General features: G+C 36.6%; 19 protein-coding genes and 1 pseudogene. 7 read left to right on the top strand and 13 right to left on the bottom strand.

Annotation, left to right across the window (positions count from 1 at the left end; all coding sequences use genetic code 11):
* Window positions 1–206: 206 nt before the first annotated feature.
* On the bottom strand, window positions 207–323 hold the full coding sequence (locus tag LS684_RS07380; protein ID WP_233810971.1) for a GapA-binding peptide SR1P: 117 nt from the start codon (window positions 321–323) through the stop codon (window positions 207–209).
* A 300-nt stretch (window positions 324–623) separates the two neighbouring features.
* Window positions 624–923 carry a DUF3055 domain-containing protein gene (locus LS684_RS07375; protein WP_233810970.1) on the bottom strand — a complete coding sequence of 100 codons (300 nt, stop codon included), beginning with the start codon at window positions 921–923 and terminating at the stop codon, window positions 624–626.
* Between the two features lie 174 nt (window positions 924–1,097).
* Between LS684_RS07375 and LS684_RS07370 the strand changes: the two genes are divergently transcribed.
* The 3 genes from LS684_RS07370 (at window position 1,098) to LS684_RS07360 (ending at window position 4,131) form a co-directional block, all read left to right on the top strand.
* The gene (locus LS684_RS07370; protein WP_233810969.1) at window positions 1,098–1,532 is read left to right on the top strand and encodes a DUF1885 family protein; all 435 of its coding nucleotides are present in this window, start codon (window positions 1,098–1,100) and stop codon (window positions 1,530–1,532) included.
* Window positions 1,533–1,679: 147 nt separating this feature from the next.
* Complete coding sequence (locus LS684_RS07365; protein WP_233810968.1) at window positions 1,680–2,036, top strand: hypothetical protein; 357 nt, start codon at window positions 1,680–1,682, stop codon at window positions 2,034–2,036.
* A 571-nt stretch (window positions 2,037–2,607) separates the two neighbouring features.
* Window positions 2,608–4,131: a glycine betaine uptake BCCT transporter gene (locus tag LS684_RS07360; protein WP_233810967.1), complete on the top strand. Its 1,524-nt coding sequence runs from the start codon at window positions 2,608–2,610 to the stop codon at window positions 4,129–4,131.
* A 59-nt stretch (window positions 4,132–4,190) separates the two neighbouring features.
* Here the strand turns inward: LS684_RS07360 and LS684_RS07355 are convergent, their stop codons facing one another.
* A complete protein-coding gene (locus LS684_RS07355) occupies window positions 4,191–4,433 on the bottom strand; it encodes a hypothetical protein (protein WP_233810966.1) in 243 nt (80 codons plus the stop codon).
* Between the two features lie 228 nt (window positions 4,434–4,661).
* Between LS684_RS07355 and LS684_RS07350 the strand changes: the two genes are divergently transcribed.
* Window positions 4,662–5,045, top strand: coding sequence for a small peptidoglycan-associated lipoprotein (locus tag LS684_RS07350; protein ID WP_233810965.1), 384 nt, complete (start codon window positions 4,662–4,664; stop codon window positions 5,043–5,045).
* 484 nt (window positions 5,046–5,529) lie between these two features.
* Here LS684_RS07350 and lpdA read toward each other — a convergent pair whose 3' ends face one another.
* The 5 genes from lpdA to LS684_RS07325 form a co-directional block, all read right to left on the bottom strand.
* Complete coding sequence (lpdA, locus tag LS684_RS07345) at window positions 5,530–6,939, bottom strand: dihydrolipoyl dehydrogenase (RefSeq protein ID WP_233810964.1); 1,410 nt, start codon at window positions 6,937–6,939, stop codon at window positions 5,530–5,532.
* Window positions 6,940–6,942: 3 nt separating this feature from the next.
* Window positions 6,943–8,277: a dihydrolipoamide acetyltransferase family protein gene (locus LS684_RS07340; protein WP_233810963.1), complete on the bottom strand. Its 1,335-nt coding sequence runs from the start codon at window positions 8,275–8,277 to the stop codon at window positions 6,943–6,945.
* Between the two features lie 162 nt (window positions 8,278–8,439).
* A complete protein-coding gene (locus LS684_RS07335) occupies window positions 8,440–9,417 on the bottom strand; it encodes an alpha-ketoacid dehydrogenase subunit beta (protein ID WP_233810962.1) in 978 nt (325 codons plus the stop codon).
* A gap of 3 nt (window positions 9,418–9,420) precedes the next feature.
* Complete coding sequence (gene pdhA, locus LS684_RS07330; protein ID WP_233810961.1) at window positions 9,421–10,536, bottom strand: pyruvate dehydrogenase (acetyl-transferring) E1 component subunit alpha; 1,116 nt, start codon at window positions 10,534–10,536, stop codon at window positions 9,421–9,423.
* Between the two features lie 625 nt (window positions 10,537–11,161).
* On the bottom strand, window positions 11,162–11,830 hold the full coding sequence (locus LS684_RS07325) for a YkyA family protein (protein ID WP_233810960.1): 669 nt from the start codon (window positions 11,828–11,830) through the stop codon (window positions 11,162–11,164).
* Window positions 11,831–12,115: 285 nt separating this feature from the next.
* On the opposite strand from LS684_RS07325, the gene def reads away from it, so the two are divergent.
* A complete protein-coding gene (gene def / locus LS684_RS07320; RefSeq protein ID WP_233811564.1) occupies window positions 12,116–12,670 on the top strand; it encodes a peptide deformylase in 555 nt (184 codons plus the stop codon).
* Window positions 12,671–13,023: 353 nt separating this feature from the next.
* Here def and LS684_RS07315 read toward each other — a convergent pair whose 3' ends face one another.
* Window positions 13,024–13,794 (bottom strand): Cof-type HAD-IIB family hydrolase, encoded by a 771-nt coding sequence (locus tag LS684_RS07315; protein WP_233810959.1) that lies wholly within the window; start codon window positions 13,792–13,794, stop codon window positions 13,024–13,026.
* 28 nt (window positions 13,795–13,822) lie between these two features.
* Window positions 13,823–14,716 (bottom strand): DMT family transporter, encoded by an 894-nt coding sequence (locus LS684_RS07310; RefSeq protein ID WP_233810958.1) that lies wholly within the window; start codon window positions 14,714–14,716, stop codon window positions 13,823–13,825.
* Between the two features lie 601 nt (window positions 14,717–15,317).
* Here LS684_RS07310 and LS684_RS07305 point away from each other — a divergent pair.
* Window positions 15,318–15,527: a DNA-dependent RNA polymerase subunit epsilon gene (locus LS684_RS07305; protein ID WP_233810957.1), complete on the top strand. Its 210-nt coding sequence runs from the start codon at window positions 15,318–15,320 to the stop codon at window positions 15,525–15,527.
* A 3-nt stretch (window positions 15,528–15,530) separates the two neighbouring features.
* A complete protein-coding gene (gene rnjA, locus LS684_RS07300) occupies window positions 15,531–17,198 on the top strand; it encodes a ribonuclease J1 (RefSeq protein WP_233810956.1) in 1,668 nt (555 codons plus the stop codon).
* A 38-nt stretch (window positions 17,199–17,236) separates the two neighbouring features.
* Here rnjA and LS684_RS07295 read toward each other — a convergent pair whose 3' ends face one another.
* The 3 genes and pseudogenes from LS684_RS07295 to LS684_RS07285 form a co-directional block, all read right to left on the bottom strand.
* Window positions 17,237–17,896: a potassium channel family protein gene (locus LS684_RS07295; protein WP_233810955.1), complete on the bottom strand. Its 660-nt coding sequence runs from the start codon at window positions 17,894–17,896 to the stop codon at window positions 17,237–17,239.
* 142 nt (window positions 17,897–18,038) lie between these two features.
* On the bottom strand, window positions 18,039–19,874 hold the full coding sequence (locus LS684_RS07290) for an ABC transporter ATP-binding protein (RefSeq protein ID WP_233810954.1): 1,836 nt from the start codon (window positions 19,872–19,874) through the stop codon (window positions 18,039–18,041).
* Between the two features lie 12 nt (window positions 19,875–19,886).
* Window positions 19,887–21,642: pseudogene (locus LS684_RS07285) on the bottom strand (ABC transporter ATP-binding protein).
* Window positions 21,643–21,745 lie beyond the last annotated feature (103 nt).

Raw genomic sequence — 21,745 nt, 5'->3', positions numbered from 1 at the left:
CTCCTCGCTGCGCTTTGGTGTCTCAGCCTTTCCTCTATTTCCCTTAGTAGTCGAGTGTCTTCCGCTCCATTCCACTATTTTTTAAAAATTTGTTTCCCGAACAAACAAAAATACCCGAACGATCAGGAGTAACTCCTGATCGTTCGGATAGACCATTGACTGAAATCCTTATGTTCCAGCCTCTACACTTCAATATTATCTTCTATTTACTCGTGATCCTCTGGAGAATCGCAGCAATCACATTTACCGTATAGTACATTTACTTTTTCATCTTCAAAATGATCGATTGTAGAATTACAAGCTTGGCATACTATTGTACCCATCTTTTCAATCCCCTTTTCATTAAGTAGTATTCACAACTTTTTTGAAAGCGCTTTAACATCTTTAGATTTATAATAATATAACACTATTGAATTTTCAAGCCTAAATTGTATGTCACAATAAGAAATAAAACAATAAAAAGTATGATTATTATGTCAATATTATGCATCTATTTCATTAGTATGTCATTTATTATTATTTTCATATGAATGATTGAAATAATGACCATTCTCATGCCCTTCAAGCAAGATTTTCAATTTAAAGAAACAGACCGTTTGATACACGGTCTGCTTGCTTCATAATTATTCATATTGTGTTTCAAAAGGAATGCTTGGTAATTCTCCTGAAAAAAATTCAGCTAAGTCTATGGCTTGTTTTGAGTTCTGTATCCGGAATGTTGTTTGCAAGTATTCTACATCTTCGAGGTCTTTAGGGTCGAGGAGTGCTGAGCGGCCAGTTTGCATGCATACGACAAGAGGCTTTCCAAAAAACATATTCGTATATACAATACCAAAATCATAGCGTGTATCATCGGTCGTAAAGCCGACAAAACGCACCTTCACGTGTTCTTGCTCATCATAAAGCTTATCGAAAAGCTCCATACAATGCCTCCTTTTTTAAAGTTAATTATTTTTAAATATTTTGAATATTATTATAACTTACACACTACCAATTTTACAAGTATTTTCTCATTTTTCAAATAGAAAGAGTTGTCATAGGATTTTATTCAATGCTAGAATAAAATAGAACAGAATGTGGGATTGGGGGGGGAGCTGATGGCCAGTAATGCATATATTAAGCTTGTGCCTTTATCAGCAAAAGAAAGCGTTACCACTGATGAAGTGAAAGAACTTTTTCATTATTATAAAGAGATTACTACAAAAACCGGAGAACAGGTCAGTTGGCACTATAACGAGGCAGCTTTTCCTTATGAATTAAAAGAAACAAATGAAGGAAAAGGGACATGGTTTTATATGTCCTCTGACAATGACAGATACCAAGTCATTCTATTAGGGATTGATCAGGAAACCATTCAAGACGATGATGGTTCTGAAAGAAAGCAAACATACATACAAATTACCTTACCAGAAACAGCTACATTTGGTGATAAAGGAAAAGCGAATGAATTTGCCAAGTATTTAGCAAAGAAATTGAAAGGGGAACTTCATTTATTTAATGGTAGAGTGATGTACTATTATCCAAGAAAATAAGAATACGTTAAGTGAATAAGGGCGTGAATCTAAGTGATTGTAACGGGATTGACATTAAGATATACTGTTACAATAGAAAGGGATTCTAGCCCTTCTTTACTTGCGTTTTTTGATCATTTGTTAAGGCTATACATGAAGGAGTCATTTATGAAAAATAGAGTCATAATTATTGGAGTTATTAGCTTACTTTTTACGATCGCATCACCTTTTGTATTTAACGCATATTTTGAGAAGAAACCAGAAGAGTCTTCACCTGTTGTCCCTTTTGGAGGACCTTTTCCTTTTGCCAAGCAAAGTGTAACTCTTCCAGCTGATGAAAATGATTATCCTATTGAAGTTACATTTACTTCTCCTTTAGAAAAAGACGTAGAATTCTTATTCGTTCCGTTTATTTTATCCTTCTTATTTTTCTACTTATTTTTCTTTTCCCTTTATAGCATTATTATTCGCTTTTTTAGCGGTATTGGAAAACGAAGAACCAATGAAGAAGATCCTGAAAATTAAACAGGATCTTTTCTTTATTATTACGAGTTTCCAATAGATGAACTATGGGTATAATTGCAATAGAAAGAAACTGCAACATATAGGTTTGTTCTTAGCTATTTTCTAAAAGATTGTTGTTCTATACGCGGTATAATTCCTTCTTCATACGAAGGCTAGCCGTTTGGAGCGGAAGAATGAGAGACCTCTACGGGGGCAGTGGGAGATGCGAGACCATTCAGATGAATCATAGGATACTCACCTGACGCCCCTCCAGCAAGTGAATATCTTGCTGTGAAAATGCCCTTGGTTCAAAAGCAACAATGGATATACGAAAACAACCTTGTTCTTTATTTTTCAGAGATTCTAACCATATCGCTGTACCTACTATTTATTTAATGTTAGAATTTATAAGGTCGTTCAACATACATAATTCCTACTTAACACTCCTGCATCTCCTTAATTACTCGAAAATTCATTCCATCTACTCAATTATCAAATTGTTGTATTTAATTGAATGAATCACTGCTCTAGCGTATAAAATCTTCTATTCGTTAGATACTCATTATATGGATTATAGAAACGGAGGGATTTCATGAAAAGGCTGACGCCAGTATTTACAGTGTCCGTAGTCATCACAGCCTTATTTATTGTTTGGGGATTAATCCCAAAGAGTATTTTACCTACTGCCAATCTAGATGATGTTACTAAAAACATTCAAGGGTTTATCTTACAAAAATTCGGTTGGTTTTACTTATTATCCGCATCGGTGTTTTTGATCTTTGCGATTGTTCTTATTTTCACAAAATACGGCAATATTCGTCTAGGAAAAGATACAGACGAACCAGAGTTTGGTTATATGAGTTGGTTTGCCATGCTCTTTAGTGCAGGAATGGGTATCGGGCTTGTCTTTTGGGGTGTAGCGGAACCAATGTATCATTATTATGCTCCTCCATTTTTAGAAGGACAAACTCCAGATGCAGCAAGAGCTGCTATGAGGTACTCATTCTTCCATTGGGGATTGCATCCATGGGCAATCTATACCGTCATTGCTTTAGCCCTTGCCTACTTCCAATTCCGCAAAGGGGCTCCAGGAGTAATTAGTTCGATACTGAGACCGATATTTGGAGATCGAGTGGATGGTAGCTTAGGAATTATTGTTGACTTTGTAGCTGTTTTTGCAACTGTGTTTGGTGTTGCAACCTCCCTAGGTCTTGGAGCGATTCAAATATCTGGGGGACTATCTTACATTTTTGATGGTATTATTTCAAATTCAATAGGAACACAATTAGTCATTGTAGCCATCGTTACAGTATTATTTATGCTCTCCGCACAAACAGGCTTAAATAAAGGAATCAAATATTTAAGCAATCTTAATATTATTTTGGCCATTTCGCTTCTTGTTTTTTTACTGTTTGTAGGTCCTACGAACTTTATTATGGATTTATTTACAACAACAATTGGTTCGTATCTACAGAATTTGCCTTCCATGAGTTTCAGGCTTAGTCCATTTGATCAAGATCTCACTTGGTTCCAAGATTGGACGATATTCTATTGGGCATGGTGGATTGCATGGGCACCATTTGTTGGAACGTTTATTGCGCGTATTTCAAAGGGTAGAACCATTAGAGAATTCACAATTGGTGTATTAGCGGTCCCTACGATCTTCGGTGCATTATGGTTTTCTGTATTCGGAGGGACTGGAATCTATCTTGAGTTCTTTCAAGGATTCCCATTGATGGAAACGATGAATAATCAAGGAATGGAAGTAGCTTTATTCGCTGTTTTTGATAATTTCCCATTAGGAACTGTACTTTCAATGATCGCAGTATTTCTTATTAGTACATTCTTTATTACTTCTGCTGACTCTGCAACATTTGTACTGGGAATGCAAACGACTAACGGCAGTTTGAATCCTCCTAATCGAGTTAAATTTGTATGGGGAATTATTCAGTCTAGCTCTGCTGCAATTCTTCTTTGGACTGGAGGACTTGAAGCACTCCAAAGGGCATCGATTATTGCAGCACTACCGTTTACAATTATCATGCTATTAATTGTCGTTTCTTTAATAAAATCCTTTAAAGAAGAAAAAATCATTCCTCATCGAGCAAAAAACTAGAATCAAATACAAAAAGGGTACATTTTCGTACCCTTTTTGTATTGTGCAATGTTCGGCTATTAAGAATGGATAAAGTTCATCGTAATATGAAAGGAACCATATACCCCTAAGCTAATAAGTGTAATTAAAAACGTTTTTCTTTTTGAACGTGTAATGTAATTCCCTAAAAGAATCGCTAGATATAGAAATACAAAAAACATTAAAAATTTATAAAGAAAATGGTCATGTTTTGACAACCACTCAATGAATGTATAACCGCTCCACAAGATTAACTGTAATAAGATCACCGTATAAATTCTCATCCCCACACCACCACAATCTTCATATTGGGAAGTAACTCTTGTAACCAGTATATGTTTACAATCCTAAGGTTATTTTTCATTTATGTAACATTTGGGTGACAAGTACTTATTCAAAAAACTCCTATGTTAAAATATGGACTATTAATAACTTTTCACGGTGTATTTTAATGCTAATGGCTCAATTACTTTTTCTATCATGATCTTAATAGAAAAGTGAGGAAATGAAAAATGAAAAGTATTCAGTGGATCCTGATCGCTTCTCTATTCCTATTGTTCGCAAATTCCTGTACTCCTACTCATACAAATCGTCAGCTTGAATTAAATCCGGATGAGAAACAAATCATATTTTTCTCTGATGAAACAGACTATCAAATAGAAGCATCCTATTATGACGCGATTATAGAACTAAAGAAAAAGTTCCCAAAAGAAGTTAGCAACATGCAAATTATACCTGCAGAACGAGTTAATGATTACTACGATTTCCTCCAAGTGAAATCCTGCCCTGCTATCCTCGTGTTATATAAGAATGATATTGCGATTAAAATAAATGGACATGCTTCTAAAGAAGAAATCATTGTCCCTATTTCTGAATTTCTTGCTGATGATATATAAGGAGCGCTTAGAACCTTTTAAGAGTCCTTTTAGGTGTATAAAATGGTAAAAGGGATGGAGAGCACACACTCTCGATCCCTTTTGTCATGTATTTATTAGGAGGGACGGACATCCTGAGGTGCTCACTCTCTCGGTGACGTTTGTCAAGCTTCCTCAGTATTCACATGTAAAGTAATGGAGGGACAACCACTTCCGCTTCACTCGAACTGAATCTCTAGGAAATCTAGCACTACGTTCAAAAGCTCAGTGTGCCTTGGTCAAGCATAAGATCGTTTAGAATAGAAGGTGTTCTTATCCTTCCATTCAAAATGGGCTTATGACTTCGAGGGAACTAGCCACTTTAGCAAATCGAAGCGCTTATCAACAATTAATAATTTTTATCCTTTTCTAAGCAATCAAAAAAAAGACTGCAGTCAAACACAACATTCAAGTTTGACTACAGCCTGAATCTTTTTCAACAAGTGAAAAGGATTTTTTCTGTCTATTATTTAATGATATGAATAGGGCTTCCCATAGCGACTTCTGCAGCTTCCATTGTAATCTCACCTAACGTTGGATGAGCATGGATAGTCATAGCTAAGTCTTCTGCCGTCATACCTGCTTCAATCGCTAGTCCAAGTTCAGCAATCATATCAGACGCGCTAGGACCAGCAATTTGAGCTCCAATTACTAAGCCATCTTCCTTACGTGTCACTAGCTTAACAAAGCCGTCAGTGCTATCTAATGCTAGAGCACGACCGTTTGCTGCGAATGGGAATTTTGATGCAACAACATCAATTCCTTCTTCTTTCGCTTGCTTCTCTGTGTATCCTACAGACGCTAATTCCGGATCAGAGAATACAACAGCAGGAATTCCTAAGAAATCAATCTCCGCATTATGCCCAGCAATAACCTCTGCAGCAATTTTCCCTTCATAAGAAGCTTTATGAGCTAGTGGAGGACCATCAACGATATCACCAATGGCAAAAATATTGCTTACACTTGTGCGACATTGCTTGTCAATTTCAATTACTCCACGATCAGACATCTTAATCCCTACTTGCTCAAGACCAAGTTCATCTGTATTTGGACGACGACCAACCATTACGAAAACGTAATCAGCTTCAACCGTCTTTTCTTCGCCTTTTACTTCATATTTTACAATGACACTGTCATCTTTTTCTTCTACACCTTTAGCTAGGGCCTTAGTGATAATCTGTGCACCCTTCTTCTTCAGGTTACGAGCTACAATAGAAGACATTTGTTTTTCAAACCCATTAAGGATGTCATCTGCACCTTCAAGAATTGTTACTTCTGTACCGAAGTTCGCATATGCTCCACCAAGCTCAGTTCCAATATAGCCGCCACCAATAACAACGATCTTATTTGGTATTTCTTCAAGAGCTAATGCACCTGTAGAATCAAGAACTCTCTTTGTATATTTAAATGCAGGAAGTTCAATCGGACGTGAACCAGTTGCAATAATAGCATTCTTAAACTTGTAAGTTTGAGCAGAATTTTCGTCCATCACACGAGCTGTGTTTGCATCAACAAAGTATGCTTCTCCACGGACGATGTCAACTTTATTGCCTTTAAGTAAACCTTCAACACCGCCAGTTAATTTCTTTACAACTCCAGCTTTCCACTGTTGTACTTTAGAGAAATCAACCTTAACATTTTCAGCTGTAATCCCGATTGACTCAGAATGTATAGCCGTTTCATAACGATGACCAGCAGCGATTAAGGCTTTAGATGGTATACAACCTACATTTAAACACACTCCACCTAATGTACCTTTTTCAACGATTGTTACTTTCTGTCCTAGCTGTGCAGCACGAATAGCTGCTACATATCCACCAGGGCCAGCACCAATGACAAGAGTATCAGTTTCAATTGGGAAATCTCCAACTACCATTTATTACGCCTCCATTAACAATAGTTCTGGATCGTTCAATAAGCGCTTAACGTGGTTAAGTGCATTTTGAGCTGTCGCACCATCAATGATTCTATGGTCAAAGCTTAAAGATAATGCCAATACCGGAGCTGCTACGATCTCTCCATCTCTTACAACAGGCTTTTCTGCAATTCGACCAATTCCTAAAATCGCTACTTCAGGATGGTTAATAACAGGAGTGAACCATTGTCCGCCAGCAGATCCAATGTTTGTTATGGTACATGATGCACCTTTCATTTCATCAGAAGCAAGCTTTCCATCACGAGCTTTAGTTGCTAACTCATTGATTTCATTTGAAATAGAGAAGATCGATTTACGGTCAGCATCTTTTACTACCGGTACTAATAAGCCTTTATCCGTATCAGCCGCAATACCAATATTGTAGTAATGCTTTTGAATGATTTCACTAGCTGCATCATCAATTGATGTGTTTAAAGCAGGGAATTCACGTAAAGCACTTGTTAATGCTTTAACTACATAAGGTAAGAATGTTAGCTTGATTCCTTTGTTTGCAGCAACCTCTTTGAACTTTTTGCGGTGTGCTACTAGCTTTGTTACATCAACTTCATCCATCAATGTTACGTGAGGAGCTGTATGCTTAGAATTGACCATCGCTTTAGCGATCGCTTTACGAATACCACTCATTTTCTCACGAGTTTCTGGGTATTGACCTTGGGGAATCACAGGAGCTGCTTTTGCTTCCTCTTGTGGAGCTGCAGTTGCATCTTGTTGAGCAGGCGCTTCTTCTGTTTGAGCAGCTGCTTGTGCACCACCAGTTAAGAACGAATCAATATCATCCTTTAATATTCTACCATTTTTCCCCGATCCTGCCACTTGTTGAATACTAACACCTTTGTCTCTAGCATATTTACGAACTGACGGCATTGCAATAACTCGACGATTTGGATCAACTTGTTCAGTTGACTGTGTTTCTACAGATTTATCAGTAGTGTTTTCAACATCTGCCGGTGCTTTTTCTTCTTTAACTGGTTCAGCTTGTTTAACTTCTTCTTTTGGCGCTTCATCTTCATGATCACCCTTGAACTTTAGGTTTTCATATCCAGGCGCATCGAAGGTTACAAGTACTTGACCAACAGTTGCTACTGTTCCCTCGCCTACTAAAATTTCTTCTACTGTCCCTGCTACTGGAGAAGGAATTTCTACAACAGCTTTATCGTTTTGTACTTCACAAAGCACATCATCTTCTTGAACCTTGTCGCCTGCTTTAACAAACCACTTAACGATTTCACCTTCATGGATTCCTTCACCGATGTCAGGTAATCTAAATTGGAATGACAATGGATTCACCCTCCTATATTTTACGATCTTATTGCTCAGTGAATTCTACTAGAATGCAGTCATAGCAACACACTTTCTTGATTGAGCATTGTTTCAATCAAAAAAGTGTAACTCCTACTGATCTTCAATAGATTTCAATCTGTTGCTATATGTGGCAATTGATTAGAAATTTAGTACTTTTTTCGCTGTTTCCATTACATCTTTATAGTTTGGTAACCAAACTGTCTCAGCTTGCGGGAACGCAAACACTGTATCTGGTGCAGCTACACGTAAAACTGGTGCTTCCAAGCTAAGAATCGCACGGTCATTGATTTCTGCTACTACATTTGCCGCAATTCCCGCTTGCTTTTGAGCTTCTTGAACAACAATTGCACGACCTGTTTTTTCAACAGAAGCAATAATTGTTTCAATATCAATAGGGCTAACTGTACGTAGATCAATTACCTCAAGTGAGAAGCCTTCTTTTTCTAGCTCTTCTGCTGCTTTTATCGATTCATGCACCATCGCACCATAAGTAACAACTGTAAGATCTGTCCCTTCACGTTTAACGTCTGCTTTCCCTAATGGAATTGTGTACTCTTCTTCAGGTACCTCTTGACGGAAAGAACGGTACAATTTCATATGTTCTAGGAAGATAACTGGATCGTTATCACGAATTGATGAAATCAATAATCCCTTTGCATCATACGGAGTGGAAGGGATAACTACTTTTAGACCAGGCTGTTGAGCCATTAAGCCTTCTAAACTATCTGCATGCATTTCTGGAGTATGAACTCCCCCACCAAATGGTGAACGGATAGTAACTGGTGAATTGTAACGACCACCTGAACGGTATCGCATACGTGCTAATTGACCGGAAATTGAATCCATTACTTCATAAACGAAACCAAAGAATTGGATTTCAGGAACAGGACGGAAGCCTTGTAAACCAAGACCAACAGCTAATCCACCAATACCAGATTCAGCAAGTGGCGTATCAAATACGCGATCTTCTCCGAACTCTTTCTGAAGACCTTCAGTAGCACGGAATACCCCTCCGTTCACACCTACGTCTTCCCCGAATATTAATACATTCGGATCATTGCGTAGCTCTGTACGTAACGCATCCGTGATTGCTTGAATCATTGTCATTTGCGCCATGGCTTACTTCGACTCCTTTTCCTTATAAATTTCATATTGTTCTTTTAAGTTAAATGGCATTTCTTCATACATAATTGACATTAAATCTGTCACTTTTTGCTTAGGAGCATTGTCAGCTTCTTGAATAGCTACTTTAATGTCTTCCTTTGCTTTTTCAATTACTTCATTTTCCATTTCTTCACTCCAAATTCCTTTTTCCTCTAGGAATTTACGGAAGCGTACTAATGGATCTTTCTTTTCCCATTCGTTATCAAGGTCAGAAGTACGGTAACGAGTTGGATCATCTCCTGCCATTGTGTGTGGACCATAACGGTATGTTAGTGTTTCAATTAATGTAGGACCTTCACCATTGATAGCACGCTCGCGGGCATCACGAACAGCTACATACACTGCTAATGGATCCATTCCATCAACTTGTACTCCTGGGATTCCAGCAGCAACTGCCTTTTGAGCAATTGTTTTCGCAGCTGATTGCTTCTCAACTGGAGTAGAAATGGCAAAACGGTTGTTTTGCACGATGAAAATAGCAGGAGCTTTAAACGCTCCTGCAAAGTTGATTCCTTCATAGAAATCACCTTGTGAAGCTCCTCCATCACCTGTATAAGTAATTGCTACTGATTTTTCATTGCGCTTCTTCATTCCAAGTGCAACTCCAGCAGTTTGAATATATTGAGCACCAATGATAATTTGTGGAGCAATTGCATTTACTCCCTCAGGTATATTACCACCTTCGAAGTGTCCACGAGACCAAAGGAAAGCTTGTGCAAGCGGTAAACCATGCCAGATCATTTGTGGAACATCACGGTATCCTGGAAGAATGAAGTCCTCTTTTTCTAATGCAAACTGAGAAGCTAATTGAGATGCTTCTTGTCCAGCTGTTGGTGCATAGAAACCAAGACGTCCTTGTCTATTTAATGAAATAGAACGTTGATCAAGAATACGTGTATATACCATACGACGCATTAATTCTTGAAATTGCTCATCCGTTAATTGTGGCATTGCCGCTTCGTTTACAACCTTGCCTTCTTCATTTAAAATTTGGAACATTTCAAACTGCTCTTCAACTTTTTCAAGTTGCTTTTTAGCATCTAATACTTCCTTCTTTGTTTTAGAAGCCATGAGAGTCACCTCTTCCTTTCTTTTAAAAAACGTTTTTCATTCATTTTCTCACAAAAAATAGGTTGCCCAAATTTATTGATATTAGAAAACATGCTACCAACAAAAATTTGTACTAGAAGATCGTTAAACATCTTGTAAATATCCATGCTAATAGTTTTCCACATTTTCTCAAGAAAAAACGTCTTATACTATTTATAAGATTATCTTATTCTGTACTAATGAAATTTGCAACAAAATTAATACACAACCAATTTCGTTTTTTAGTGTACAACAAACATTTCATACCCGTCAATTACTTAGTACTATGTTTTTAAAAGCTTTACACTATAATTATATGTTTCCCATCACTTATAACTGTATTACAATCCACAGATTACTGTATTATAAAACAACTCACAGTTTCGTCCTGTTATAAAAAAGAACATTGATGATATTATATTGCTAAAACATCCAACATTAGATAATAATTATATATACAAGCTTTTCGAACCTTGAATGGATTAGAATTGCTATTCTTTTCTAAAGAAGATTCCACTTTATAGGTGATTAGATACATAATTAATCAAAATTATCTCAACTTTTACCATGCAAAAAACCGACTTTTCAAGTCGGCTTCACATTTGTATTAGGTAGTTTCTTTTATTTCAATTCCTGCTGCTTTGTAAAATTCTAATTTCTTCTTATTATACTCTTCTGTTTTTTTGTTAAAGTCCTCGTTATTTTCTAGTACCTTTTGATAAACTTCATTAATCTTAATGATTTGCGCTTCCAGCTGTTCTAATTGTATATCCTTATTCTTAAACATCTCATAGAGTTCTATATCATATTTTATCCCTTGTGTGTAATTCTTAAATAGCTCTTCATGGATTTGATAACGACTCTCCATCATAGCAGAGAGCTCTTCAGCTTTATCTTTAATGTCTGTTTCATCCATTTCTTCTAAAATACTTGTTACTTTTTGGAATTCCTTTTTTGAAGATTGAATACTTTGTTGTTCCTTCTCCATATGAAGGGAACGTTTTTCAATAATCTGTATAGCTTCGTCAGCAACCTTTACAATTTCATCATATTCTTTCATTCCTAAGGAAATGATTTTATCATATAATACCTTTTCTTCTTTTTCTAAATTAACTAGAGGCTCTTGTTGCTCTTCAAATTCTTTTTCCTTTATTACTACCTGCTCTAACACCGAATACAATTTGTCAACTGGAGTTTGAGAATTTAAACATCCTGATAATACCAATACTAACCCCATTATAACTACAAGAAGTCGTGATTTTGATATACCTAACACCTATAAACCTCCTAACTAATAACATTATTTACTATATCGATTGTTTCTTATTTTTACAATGATTGTTTCTATGACTTGGTTTAAAATACTCCTCTGTTAGGCTTGTCCTATTGCTATAATGTATGAAGAGTTATGTACATTTATGACTAGCATTATCAATTAATCACTCTTATATATATGATGTGATTGACCCCTTTTGTGTTATTATAGATTAACTTTTGAGAATTTCTTTGGTAGACTAAAACAATACATAGAAGTTAGTAAAGAATGGAGTGAATTGTGACCATGCTTACAATGGAAAATATTATTCGCGATGGCCATCCTAGCTTACGACAAGTGGCTAAAGAGGTACCCTTACCGGCATCTCAAGAAGATAAAGAAATATTAAAAAGTCTTCTAGAGTATGTAATCAATAGTCAAACACCTGAAATTGCTTCAAAATATGGACTACGTCCAGGAATCGGGCTAGCTGCTCCCCAAATTAATGTATCGAAAAGAATGATTGCAATTCATGTGCACGATGAAAAGGGGACCCTTTATAGTCACGCCCTAATTAACCCAAAGATTATTAGTCATTCTGTTGAAATGGCTTATTTAACGTCTGGAGAAGGCTGTTTATCTGTTGATGAATCTATACCAGGTTTTGTTCCCCGCTATGCTCGTATAACAGTGAAAGGAACAGACATAGATGGAACGGACGTAAAATTACGCTTAAAAGGATTAGTGGCAATCGTATTTCAGCATGAGATTGACCACTTAAACGGCGTTATGTTCTATGATCACATTAATAAGGCAAACCCTTTTCAAGAACCAAAGGATGCCATCGCAATTGAAAGATAATAAATAATTTAAGGTAAAGAGGCTGGGACAAAAGGGTTTCAGTCAATGAACTATCCGAACGATCAGGAGTGATCTCCTTTTGCTAGTTCGGGTATTTTTGTTTGTTCGGAAAACAAATTATTACCAAAAGCGGAATGGAGCGGAAGTCACTCGACTACTAAGGGAAATAGAGGAAAGGCTAAGACACCAAAGCGCAGCGAGGAGGCTAAGAGGCTCAGCTTCCTCGCTGCGGAAAGCGAGTGTCTGCAGCGCAGGTGGAACGAACTTGATTTTACAACCTGTTCGTCTTTGAGAAGGAGTCATTTAGTTATGTCCCAGTCCCTTTTCTAAATATGATAACGAAGTACAAATAATTAAATTAATCCTAATTTTTTCAGCCCATTGTATATTCCTTGATCTGCTACATCAGTTGTAACCATATCTGCATGCTGTTTGACAAACTCAGATGCATTTCCCATCGCTACCCCTGTACCAACTGCGCTTAACATTTGGATATCATTCAGCCCATCTCCAAATGCATATACATCTTCAAGAGCAAAGCCTAAGCGGTGAATCATTTTTTTAATCCCTTCTGCTTTTGAACCACCAGCGGGAAGAACATCTACTGAATACGGATGCCAACGGACAAAGTCAAAATGAGGATAGCGATTTAGATAATGGCCTTCATCTTTTTCCTCAAAGAAGACAAGGGATTGGTAGATTTCCCGATTGCGATAGAATTCTTCTTCCTTATCAGGATGAGGAAACTCAATACTTGCTAAGCTCTCCTCAATATAAGGATGGTGGACAACGTTTGCTTTCATCGTATGCTCGTTTAAAAAAACGAGGGGATGACCATTAGAATTTGAATGTGTAATAAGCTTTTCAATTTCGCCTTCATTGAGTGGGTTTTTATAAATTGTCTCCTGTTCAAAAACAACAAATTGTCCGTTAAAGCTTATATATGAATCAATTTCAAGCTCTTCACGAATATGCTTGAACATAAACGGAGCTCTTCCCGTTGCAATTGCTACGTAAACATCATTTTTTCTTAGTTGATTAATTGCAGCTTTTGTTTGGGTTGGTAACTTCTTTTCATGGTCTAACAACGTACCATCTATATCAAAAAAAACAATTTTCTTCATTGAATATCTCTCCCAGATAGTAATTATTCTATGCTGCTTGTTTGTTCTTCTCTTTTTTCTTCAATTTTAATGATGATATATAGACTCCTGAAAATATGATCATTAGTCCTAAAATCATACTCATCTTCACTTGCTCATTTAATAAGATTGCCCCCCACAATATTGCAGTTACTGGTACCAAATAGGTTACGAGGGAAGCAAACTCTGCACTCCCTTTTTGAACCAGATAGTAAAACAAAAGATAGGCAACCCCTGACCCAAAGCTACCCAATCCAATAAATAGGAGTAGAGTATCTAATTGAAAAATATCCAAAACCGTATGTGGTGATTTGAGCATCAATAGGACAAAGCTAACTATAGAAGCAAAACTTAATGTTGTCAAAGAAATCTGTAACACCGTTAAATCTGCAAAGTATTTTCTTGATAGCTGAGTCCCAATTCCGTAACAGGCGGCAGCCCCAATCATATAAAGTACACCAACCGTATCCCCTGCAAAAACATGACTACTTGAAATATCGGATAGAATAAAAATACCAACAAAACCTATAATAATCCCGACCCATTGATTTTTCCTCAAGCTTGAAGAAAAGAACAGAAAGCCAATAATCAGTGTCCATAACGGTGTCGTAGCATTTACGATAGATGCTAAACTAGAAGTAATTTTCGTCTCACTTGCAGAGATAAAAAGCCAAGGAAGCGCATTATTTAATATTCCAACCAATAAAAGTTTTGTCCAAGGCAAACCTTTTAATACGTTTTTTCTACTTGCAAATGCGATCAAAGCTAATGTTACTGCCCCAAAGAAGCATCGACCAAAAACGATTGCGAATGGACCTAGATCCTCTAACAGCATTTTAATAAAATAGAATGACATCCCCCAAATTAAGCTAAGTAAACCTAAAGCTCCATATAACTTTGCCAATCCTCATCCCTACTTCGTATGTAGACTTTTTCTCATTAACCCTAAACCCTCTTTATCTGATTGTCAATTATCACCATACTTCCATGTTTACCCATGAGAGAAATATCGCTCTTCTTCCCATACTAAACAATAAAAGGGAGTTCAAGATTAAAAAGGACATAGCGAGCTCGAATTGAATCGGCATCTACTCACCTTTTTTAGTCGATTAACCGGAAAGAACTTGTTTTTGTAATGCAAAAAACAGGATATTTTGCGGAAAAAATGAAAAAGATTGAGAAAGTGACTTTGGTTCCTTTACTTTAGACGAGGTTTGTTTAAAATAAGAAGTAAGGAGATGAACCACTATGTTAAAGAAGCTTAGAAAGAAGCTCTTAGGTCAGTGGAGAGACATGCTTCGAAAAAAAACAATTGCTTAAACTTTCTTGCCCTTCCTAAGCTGAAGGGCTTTCCTTATCCTATTGAGCAATCGAAATCATTCATTTGTTCTGCTGAATTACATACAAAAAACAGGAAAATTAAACTTAAATAAGAAAAAACATGAAAAACATGTGATTTTTTTATATAATAGAAAAAGTTATATTCAATTAAGGAGCGATTTTGAATGATTTTTAAAGTTTATTTTCAGGAATCTAAAAAGGAAGTACCTGTAAGGGAGAATACAAAAACGATTTATATGGAAGCTGATTCAGAAAGAGATGTTCGAACGAAATTGGCTGATAAACCATACAACATTGAATTTGTAATGCCTGTCGCAGGTGCACTTTTAGAGTACGAAAAACAAAATGAAGATTTTAAAGTATTGGAGATATAATTTATGAAATTTGTAAAAAACGACCAAACAGCGATCTTTGCCCTCGGTGGTTTAGGTGAGATCGGTAAGAACACTTATGCAGTACAATTCCAAGATGAAATTATTCTTATTGATGCAGGAATCAAATTTCCTGAAGATGAGTTACTTGGAATCGATTATGTAATCCCAGATTACACTTACCTTATTAAGAACGAAGATAAAATCAAGGGATTATTTGTCACACATGGTCATGAAGACCATATCGGCGGCATCCCCTATTTGTTGAGACAAATTAATGTTCCAGTATATGGAGGAAAATTAGCACTAGGGCTTATCCGCAATAAATTAGAAGAGCACGGATTATTAAGACAGTCTAAACTAATCGAAATTCAAGAAGATGATATTATTAAGTTTAGAAAAACGTCTGTTACCTTTTTCCGCACTACTCACAGTATTCCAGATTCGTACGGTATTGTAGTGAAAACGCCTCCTGGACAAATTGTCCATACAGGAGATTTCAAATTTGACTTTACCCCTGTTGGGGAGCCAGCTAACCTTACAAAAATGGCTGAAATTGGGAAAGAAGGAGTACTATGCTTACTTTCAGATAGTACGAACAGTGAAATCCCAAATTTCACGATGTCTGAGCGCAGAGTTGGTGAGAGCATCCATGACATCTTTAGAAAAGTGGATGGCCGCGTCATTTTTGCTACCTTTGCTTCAAATATTCACCGTTTACAACAAGTAACAGAAGCTGCTGTAGCGAACGGTCGTAAGATTGCCGTCTTTGGAAGAAGCATGGAAGCTGCTATTAATATTGGACAAGACTTAGGGTATATTCGTGCACCAAAGGATACATTTATCGATGCTCAGCAAATTAATCGTCTTCCAGCTAACCAAGTTACGATACTTTGTACAGGTAGCCAAGGTGAGCCGATGGCTGCCCTTTCACGCATTGCAAACGGCACACATAGACAAATTCAAATTATCCCAGGTGATACGGTTGTTTTCTCTTCTTCACCAATCCCAGGGAACACAGTAAGTGTTAGCAGAACAATTAATATGCTTTTCCGTGCAGGTGCAGACGTTATTCATGGTTCGCTAAATGATATACACACATCTGGCCATGGCGGACAAGAAGAACAAAAGCTGATGCTTCGTTTAATTAAGCCTAAGTTCTTTATGCCAATTCATGGTGAATATCGCATGCAACGTATGCACGCGAAGCTTGCAGTCGACTGCGGTGTTGAAGAAGATAACTGCTTTATTATGGATAATGGAGAAGTATTAGCTCTTTCAGAAGATACAGCACAAATAGCAGGAAAGATTCCTTCTGGCTCTGTTTATATCGATGGAAGTGGAATTGGAGATATCGGCAATATCGTATTAAGAGATCGCCGTATCCTTTCTGAAGAAGGACTTGTCGTTGTTGTAGTTAGCATTAATATGAAGGACTTCAAGATTGCAGCTGGACCAGATATTATCTCACGTGGATTTGTCTATATGAGAGAGTCTGGTGATCTTATCAATGATGCACAATCCTTGATTTCCAAACACTTAAATAAGGTGATGGAACGTAAGACAACACAATGGTCTGAAATCAAGAATGAAATTACAGATACATTAGCTCCATTCCTTTATGAAAAAACAAAGCGTCGTCCAATGATTTTACCAATCATTATGGAAGTATAATAAAATGAAAAGCACTCACAATCGTGAGTGCTTTTCATTTATCCTAATACCTTTTTCTCAAATCGATTAATGTCAGCGTCTGCTCCAATGACAATTAATATATCTTCCTTCATGATTGTTTCATTCGCTTGAGGGGATACTATAATATCATTCTTTCTTTTTATAGCCACAATGTTAATTCCGTACTTTGCACGAATATCCAGATCGATTATCGTATGACCATCTAGTCTATCATTTGCTACGATCTCAACGATGCTGTGCTCATCAGATAGCTCTAAATAATCCAATACATTATTAGATACAATATTATGCGCAATTCGTTTTCCCATATCTCGTTCTGGATGGACCACATGATCCGCTCCTATTTTCCGTAAAACTTTTTCATGATAATCATTTTGTGCTTTCACTGTGATATTTTTTACGCCTAATTCTTTTAGAATTAATGTTGTTAATATACTTGCTTGAATATTATCTCCAATAGCGACAATGACATGATCAAAGTTACGGATTCCTAAGCTCTTTAAAACTGATTCATCGGTCGAATCGCAAACAACTGCATGTGAAGCAATCATTGAAAATTCATTTACTCGATCCTCATTATTATCAATTGCCATTACTTCCATTCCTTGTTCAGCTAAAGCTCGGCAAATACTACTTCCAAATCGGCCAAGGCCAATTACAGCAAATTCTTTTTTCACAATAATTCCTCCAGCATTGGGTTTGAAATATGCTCTCATTTTAGCACAATTAGAAGAAAAGAACAGTAGGTTATCTATAATGTAAAGAAGAGGTGCTACCTTTCCAGTCAATTTACTGACCTTAGGAAGACCTCTTCATTAATTAACCAACGTTTAACATATGATATTGAGCCTTTACAAGTTGATAGTACTCTCCTTGATGACTCATTAACTGATTATGATTCCCCTGTTCAATAATTTCTCCATGATCTAACACGAAAATATGATCCGCATCCCTAATTGTTGAAAGGCGGTGAGCGATGATAATAGCTGTTCTTCCTTTTAATAAGCTCTTAAGAGCCTGTTGAATTTTCACTTCTGTTTCCGTATCAATACTTGCCGTTGCTTCATCTAAAATGAGAATTTTCGGATTTGCTAGTAGAGCACGAGCAAAAGACAGCAGCTGTCTCTCCCCTACCGATAGGATATTCCCTCGCTCTTCTACTTCTGTTTCATACCCATTGGGAAGCTTTATGATAAAGTCATGAGCCCCTACAGCCTTTGCTGCACTTACTATGTCATCATCTGTGGCATCTGGTCTCCCGAATCGAATATTTTCAATAATCGTCCCTGAGAATATGAATGTATCTTGAAGAACGACACTTATTTGATGGCGTAAGCTACTTAGAGACACCTCTTGCAAATCTATACCATCTACTTTCACTTTCCCACTTGTTGGGTCATAAAATCGACTAATTAAATTTGCAATAGTCGTCTTCCCTGAGCCAGTATGCCCAACTAGAGCAACTGTTTGTCCAGCCGTTATTTCCAGGTTAACTCCTTTTAAAGCAGTTCGCTTTTCATCATAAGAAAAGGCTACATCTTCAAACTTAATTTGTCCCTTGATGTCTGTTAATTCTACAGCATTCGTTTTTTCAGACACAATCGGGCGTTCATCTAGAAATTCGAATATCCGTTCCGATGAAGCCATCCCCATTAGCAATTGATTATATACCATTCCTAGTCGAGAAATTGGCTCCCAGAACATACCTAAATAAAAGGCAAATGATACAAATACACCTATTGAAATGGTGTCATTTTGAATTAAAGATGCCCCGTACCAAATCAAAACTGCTGTTCCTAATGCATTGGTTAACTCAACAAGTGGCCGAAACATCGCATTCTTCTGTGATGCAGTCTTCCAACTATCGAAGCTCTCTGTATTAATTCCATCAAAGAACTCCATATTTTGTTTTTCTTGTGTGAATGATTGGGTTACCCTAATTCCTTGAATACTTTCATTTAAATGTGAATTTAGCTTTGATTGCTTTAACCTTACCGTTTGCCAGGCTCTTCTTATATTTCTTCGTAAACTAGTTGATATGAAGAACATAATCGGCAAAATGATCATAATGGCTAATGTAAGCTGTGGACTTAGTGAAAACAATATGATAAAGATTCCAAGCAGCAAGACCATATCCATTAATAAATTGATTACTCCATTCGTGAATAGCTCTTGCAATGAATTGATGTCATTCATTATGCGGACTAATATAGAGCCTGCTGAACGCTGATCAAAAAAGCGATGAGATAAACTTTGAACATGTGTGAAAAGATGTTTCCTTAGATCATATATGACACTTTGACCTAATGTGTTCATCCATTTAATTCGGAAGTAGTTTGCAACGTATGATGCAAGATAAAGCCCTGCAATTAGTACAATTAGCTGTGTTAATAACCCCATATCTTTATTATTTATCGCTTGATCTAACGTGTAAACACCTATTAGTATTGGAATAATAAGCCTTACACCTGTTGTGATCAGGACCATTAAAATGGATAATGGCAGTAGATTCTTTTGATATGGCTTCATATATGAAAATAGCCTTAACATTTGAGCCCAGTTAAATGGTTTCTCGATTATTTGATCGGTTGAATATTGAAAACGTTCCATTACATTATCTTTCACTTGCTTTTTACTAAAGTTGTTTTTTCCCATTAAACCACCTCCTTATCCTGTTTGCGTTTGTGTTATTTTAGCCGCATCTTGATATTGAATATCATAGATTCTTTGATATGGTCCTTGATTGCTTAATAATGTTTCATGAACACCTCTTTCGACGATTCGTCCATTCTCAAGAACTAGAATTTCATCGGCGTGCTTTAAAGAGGAGATACGATGAGCAATAATAAAGGTCGTTCTCTGTGTCATTACCTCCTTTAATGCTTTTTGGATTTTAAACTCCGTTTCCATATCTACTGCACTTGTAGCATCATCTAAGATGAGGATACTTGGGTCTACACAAATGGCTCTAGCAATGGCGATTCGTTGCTTTTGTCCTCCTGATAACCCCATTCCCCTTTCTCCTAGCATCGTGTCATATCCATCTGGAAGTTCCATAATAAAATCATGTGCCTGCGCCCTTTTCGCTGCATCCACAATCTGTTCCATTGATGTATCTGGATTTCCATAAGAAATATTGGCTTTAATCGTAGACGAGAATAAAAATGACTTCCTGAAGGACAAACCCGATATTTTGTCTGAGGGACTCAAGAGAATAATTTTTTACGCTCTCTCCATCGATTAAAACTTCACCTTCAGTTGGTTCGTATAATCTAGTCATTAGACGGGTAATACTCGTTTTTCCCGAGCCTGTAGCCCCTATTAAGCCGATAACTTTACCTGGTTCAGCTTTAAAGGATATATCATATAGAGCTTCTATATCGTCGTTATTATACTTCAACGTAACATCTTGAAATGAGACCTTTCCATCAAACTTTCGCTTAATGATTGGATGATCTGCTTCAATAATTTCATTTTCTGCCTCTAGTATCTCTAGTAATCTCTCACCAGATGCCTTTGATTGAGAAAATAAATTGATAACAAAACCTAAATTCATGATTGGCCACATAATGTACCAGACCAAACTGTAAAACGCTACTAACTCTCCAGGTTGAAGGCTCCCGTTAATTACTAAATATCCGCCAAATGAAAGCAAGAAAACTACACTTAAATTCCCCAAGAACTCCATAAGTGGAAAGTACTTTGCCCAAATATTAGATGTGAACAAGTAGTTGTCTTTATAATCACTATTAGAGTCATTAAACTTCCCAATTTCAAAGTCTTCCCGAGAAAGTGATTTCACTGTATTAATTCCACTAATATTTTCTTGGACTTTTGTATTTAGTCGACCAAAGGATTTACGTATGCCGCGAAAAGCAGGATGAACAGCTTTATCAAACCGATACGTAACAATTGCTAAAAAAGGAAGTGTACATAACGTCACAAATGTTAGTGGGATAGAATAATAAAACATAACTGAGAAACTAGTTGCAATTAATAATCCAAAGCGAATTAATTCTGAGAATCCAAATGATAAAAAGAATCGAAACCCCTCTACGTCTGCTGTTAATCTAGACATTAGATCCCCAGTTTTTGCATTATCATAATATCGAAAAGGTAAATACTGTAGTTTTTCGTAAAGGCTGTTGCGAAGCTTATAAACGGATGTAATTCCAAATAAGTCCCCGGTATATTGGTGAATATACGTAGCGATTCCTTTTATCAGCATAAGCCCAACAAAGCCTAGTGCTAAATATGGAATCCAATGATATTTGCCACCGAGTACAACTTCATCAATTGTTACCTGTAAAATAATTGGATACACAACTGTAATAGCAGTTACGATTAGTAAAAAGCCAATCGACCAGAGAAAATAATGCTTATATGGCCAATAATATTCCTTTAATTTTTTAAACGTTTCCATTCATACTCCCCCCTCTTGTTGAATGAAATTTTTGAATTTTTAAAATAACAAGATAACTACTAATATATCGGCTTTCGAAATATATTTCCACCCTTTTGTTTGA

The sequence above is a fragment of the Cytobacillus spongiae genome (assembly GCF_021390075.1).
Note: the sequence above shows the minus strand (reverse complement) of the source record. Positions and strands in the feature narration are given on the sequence as shown.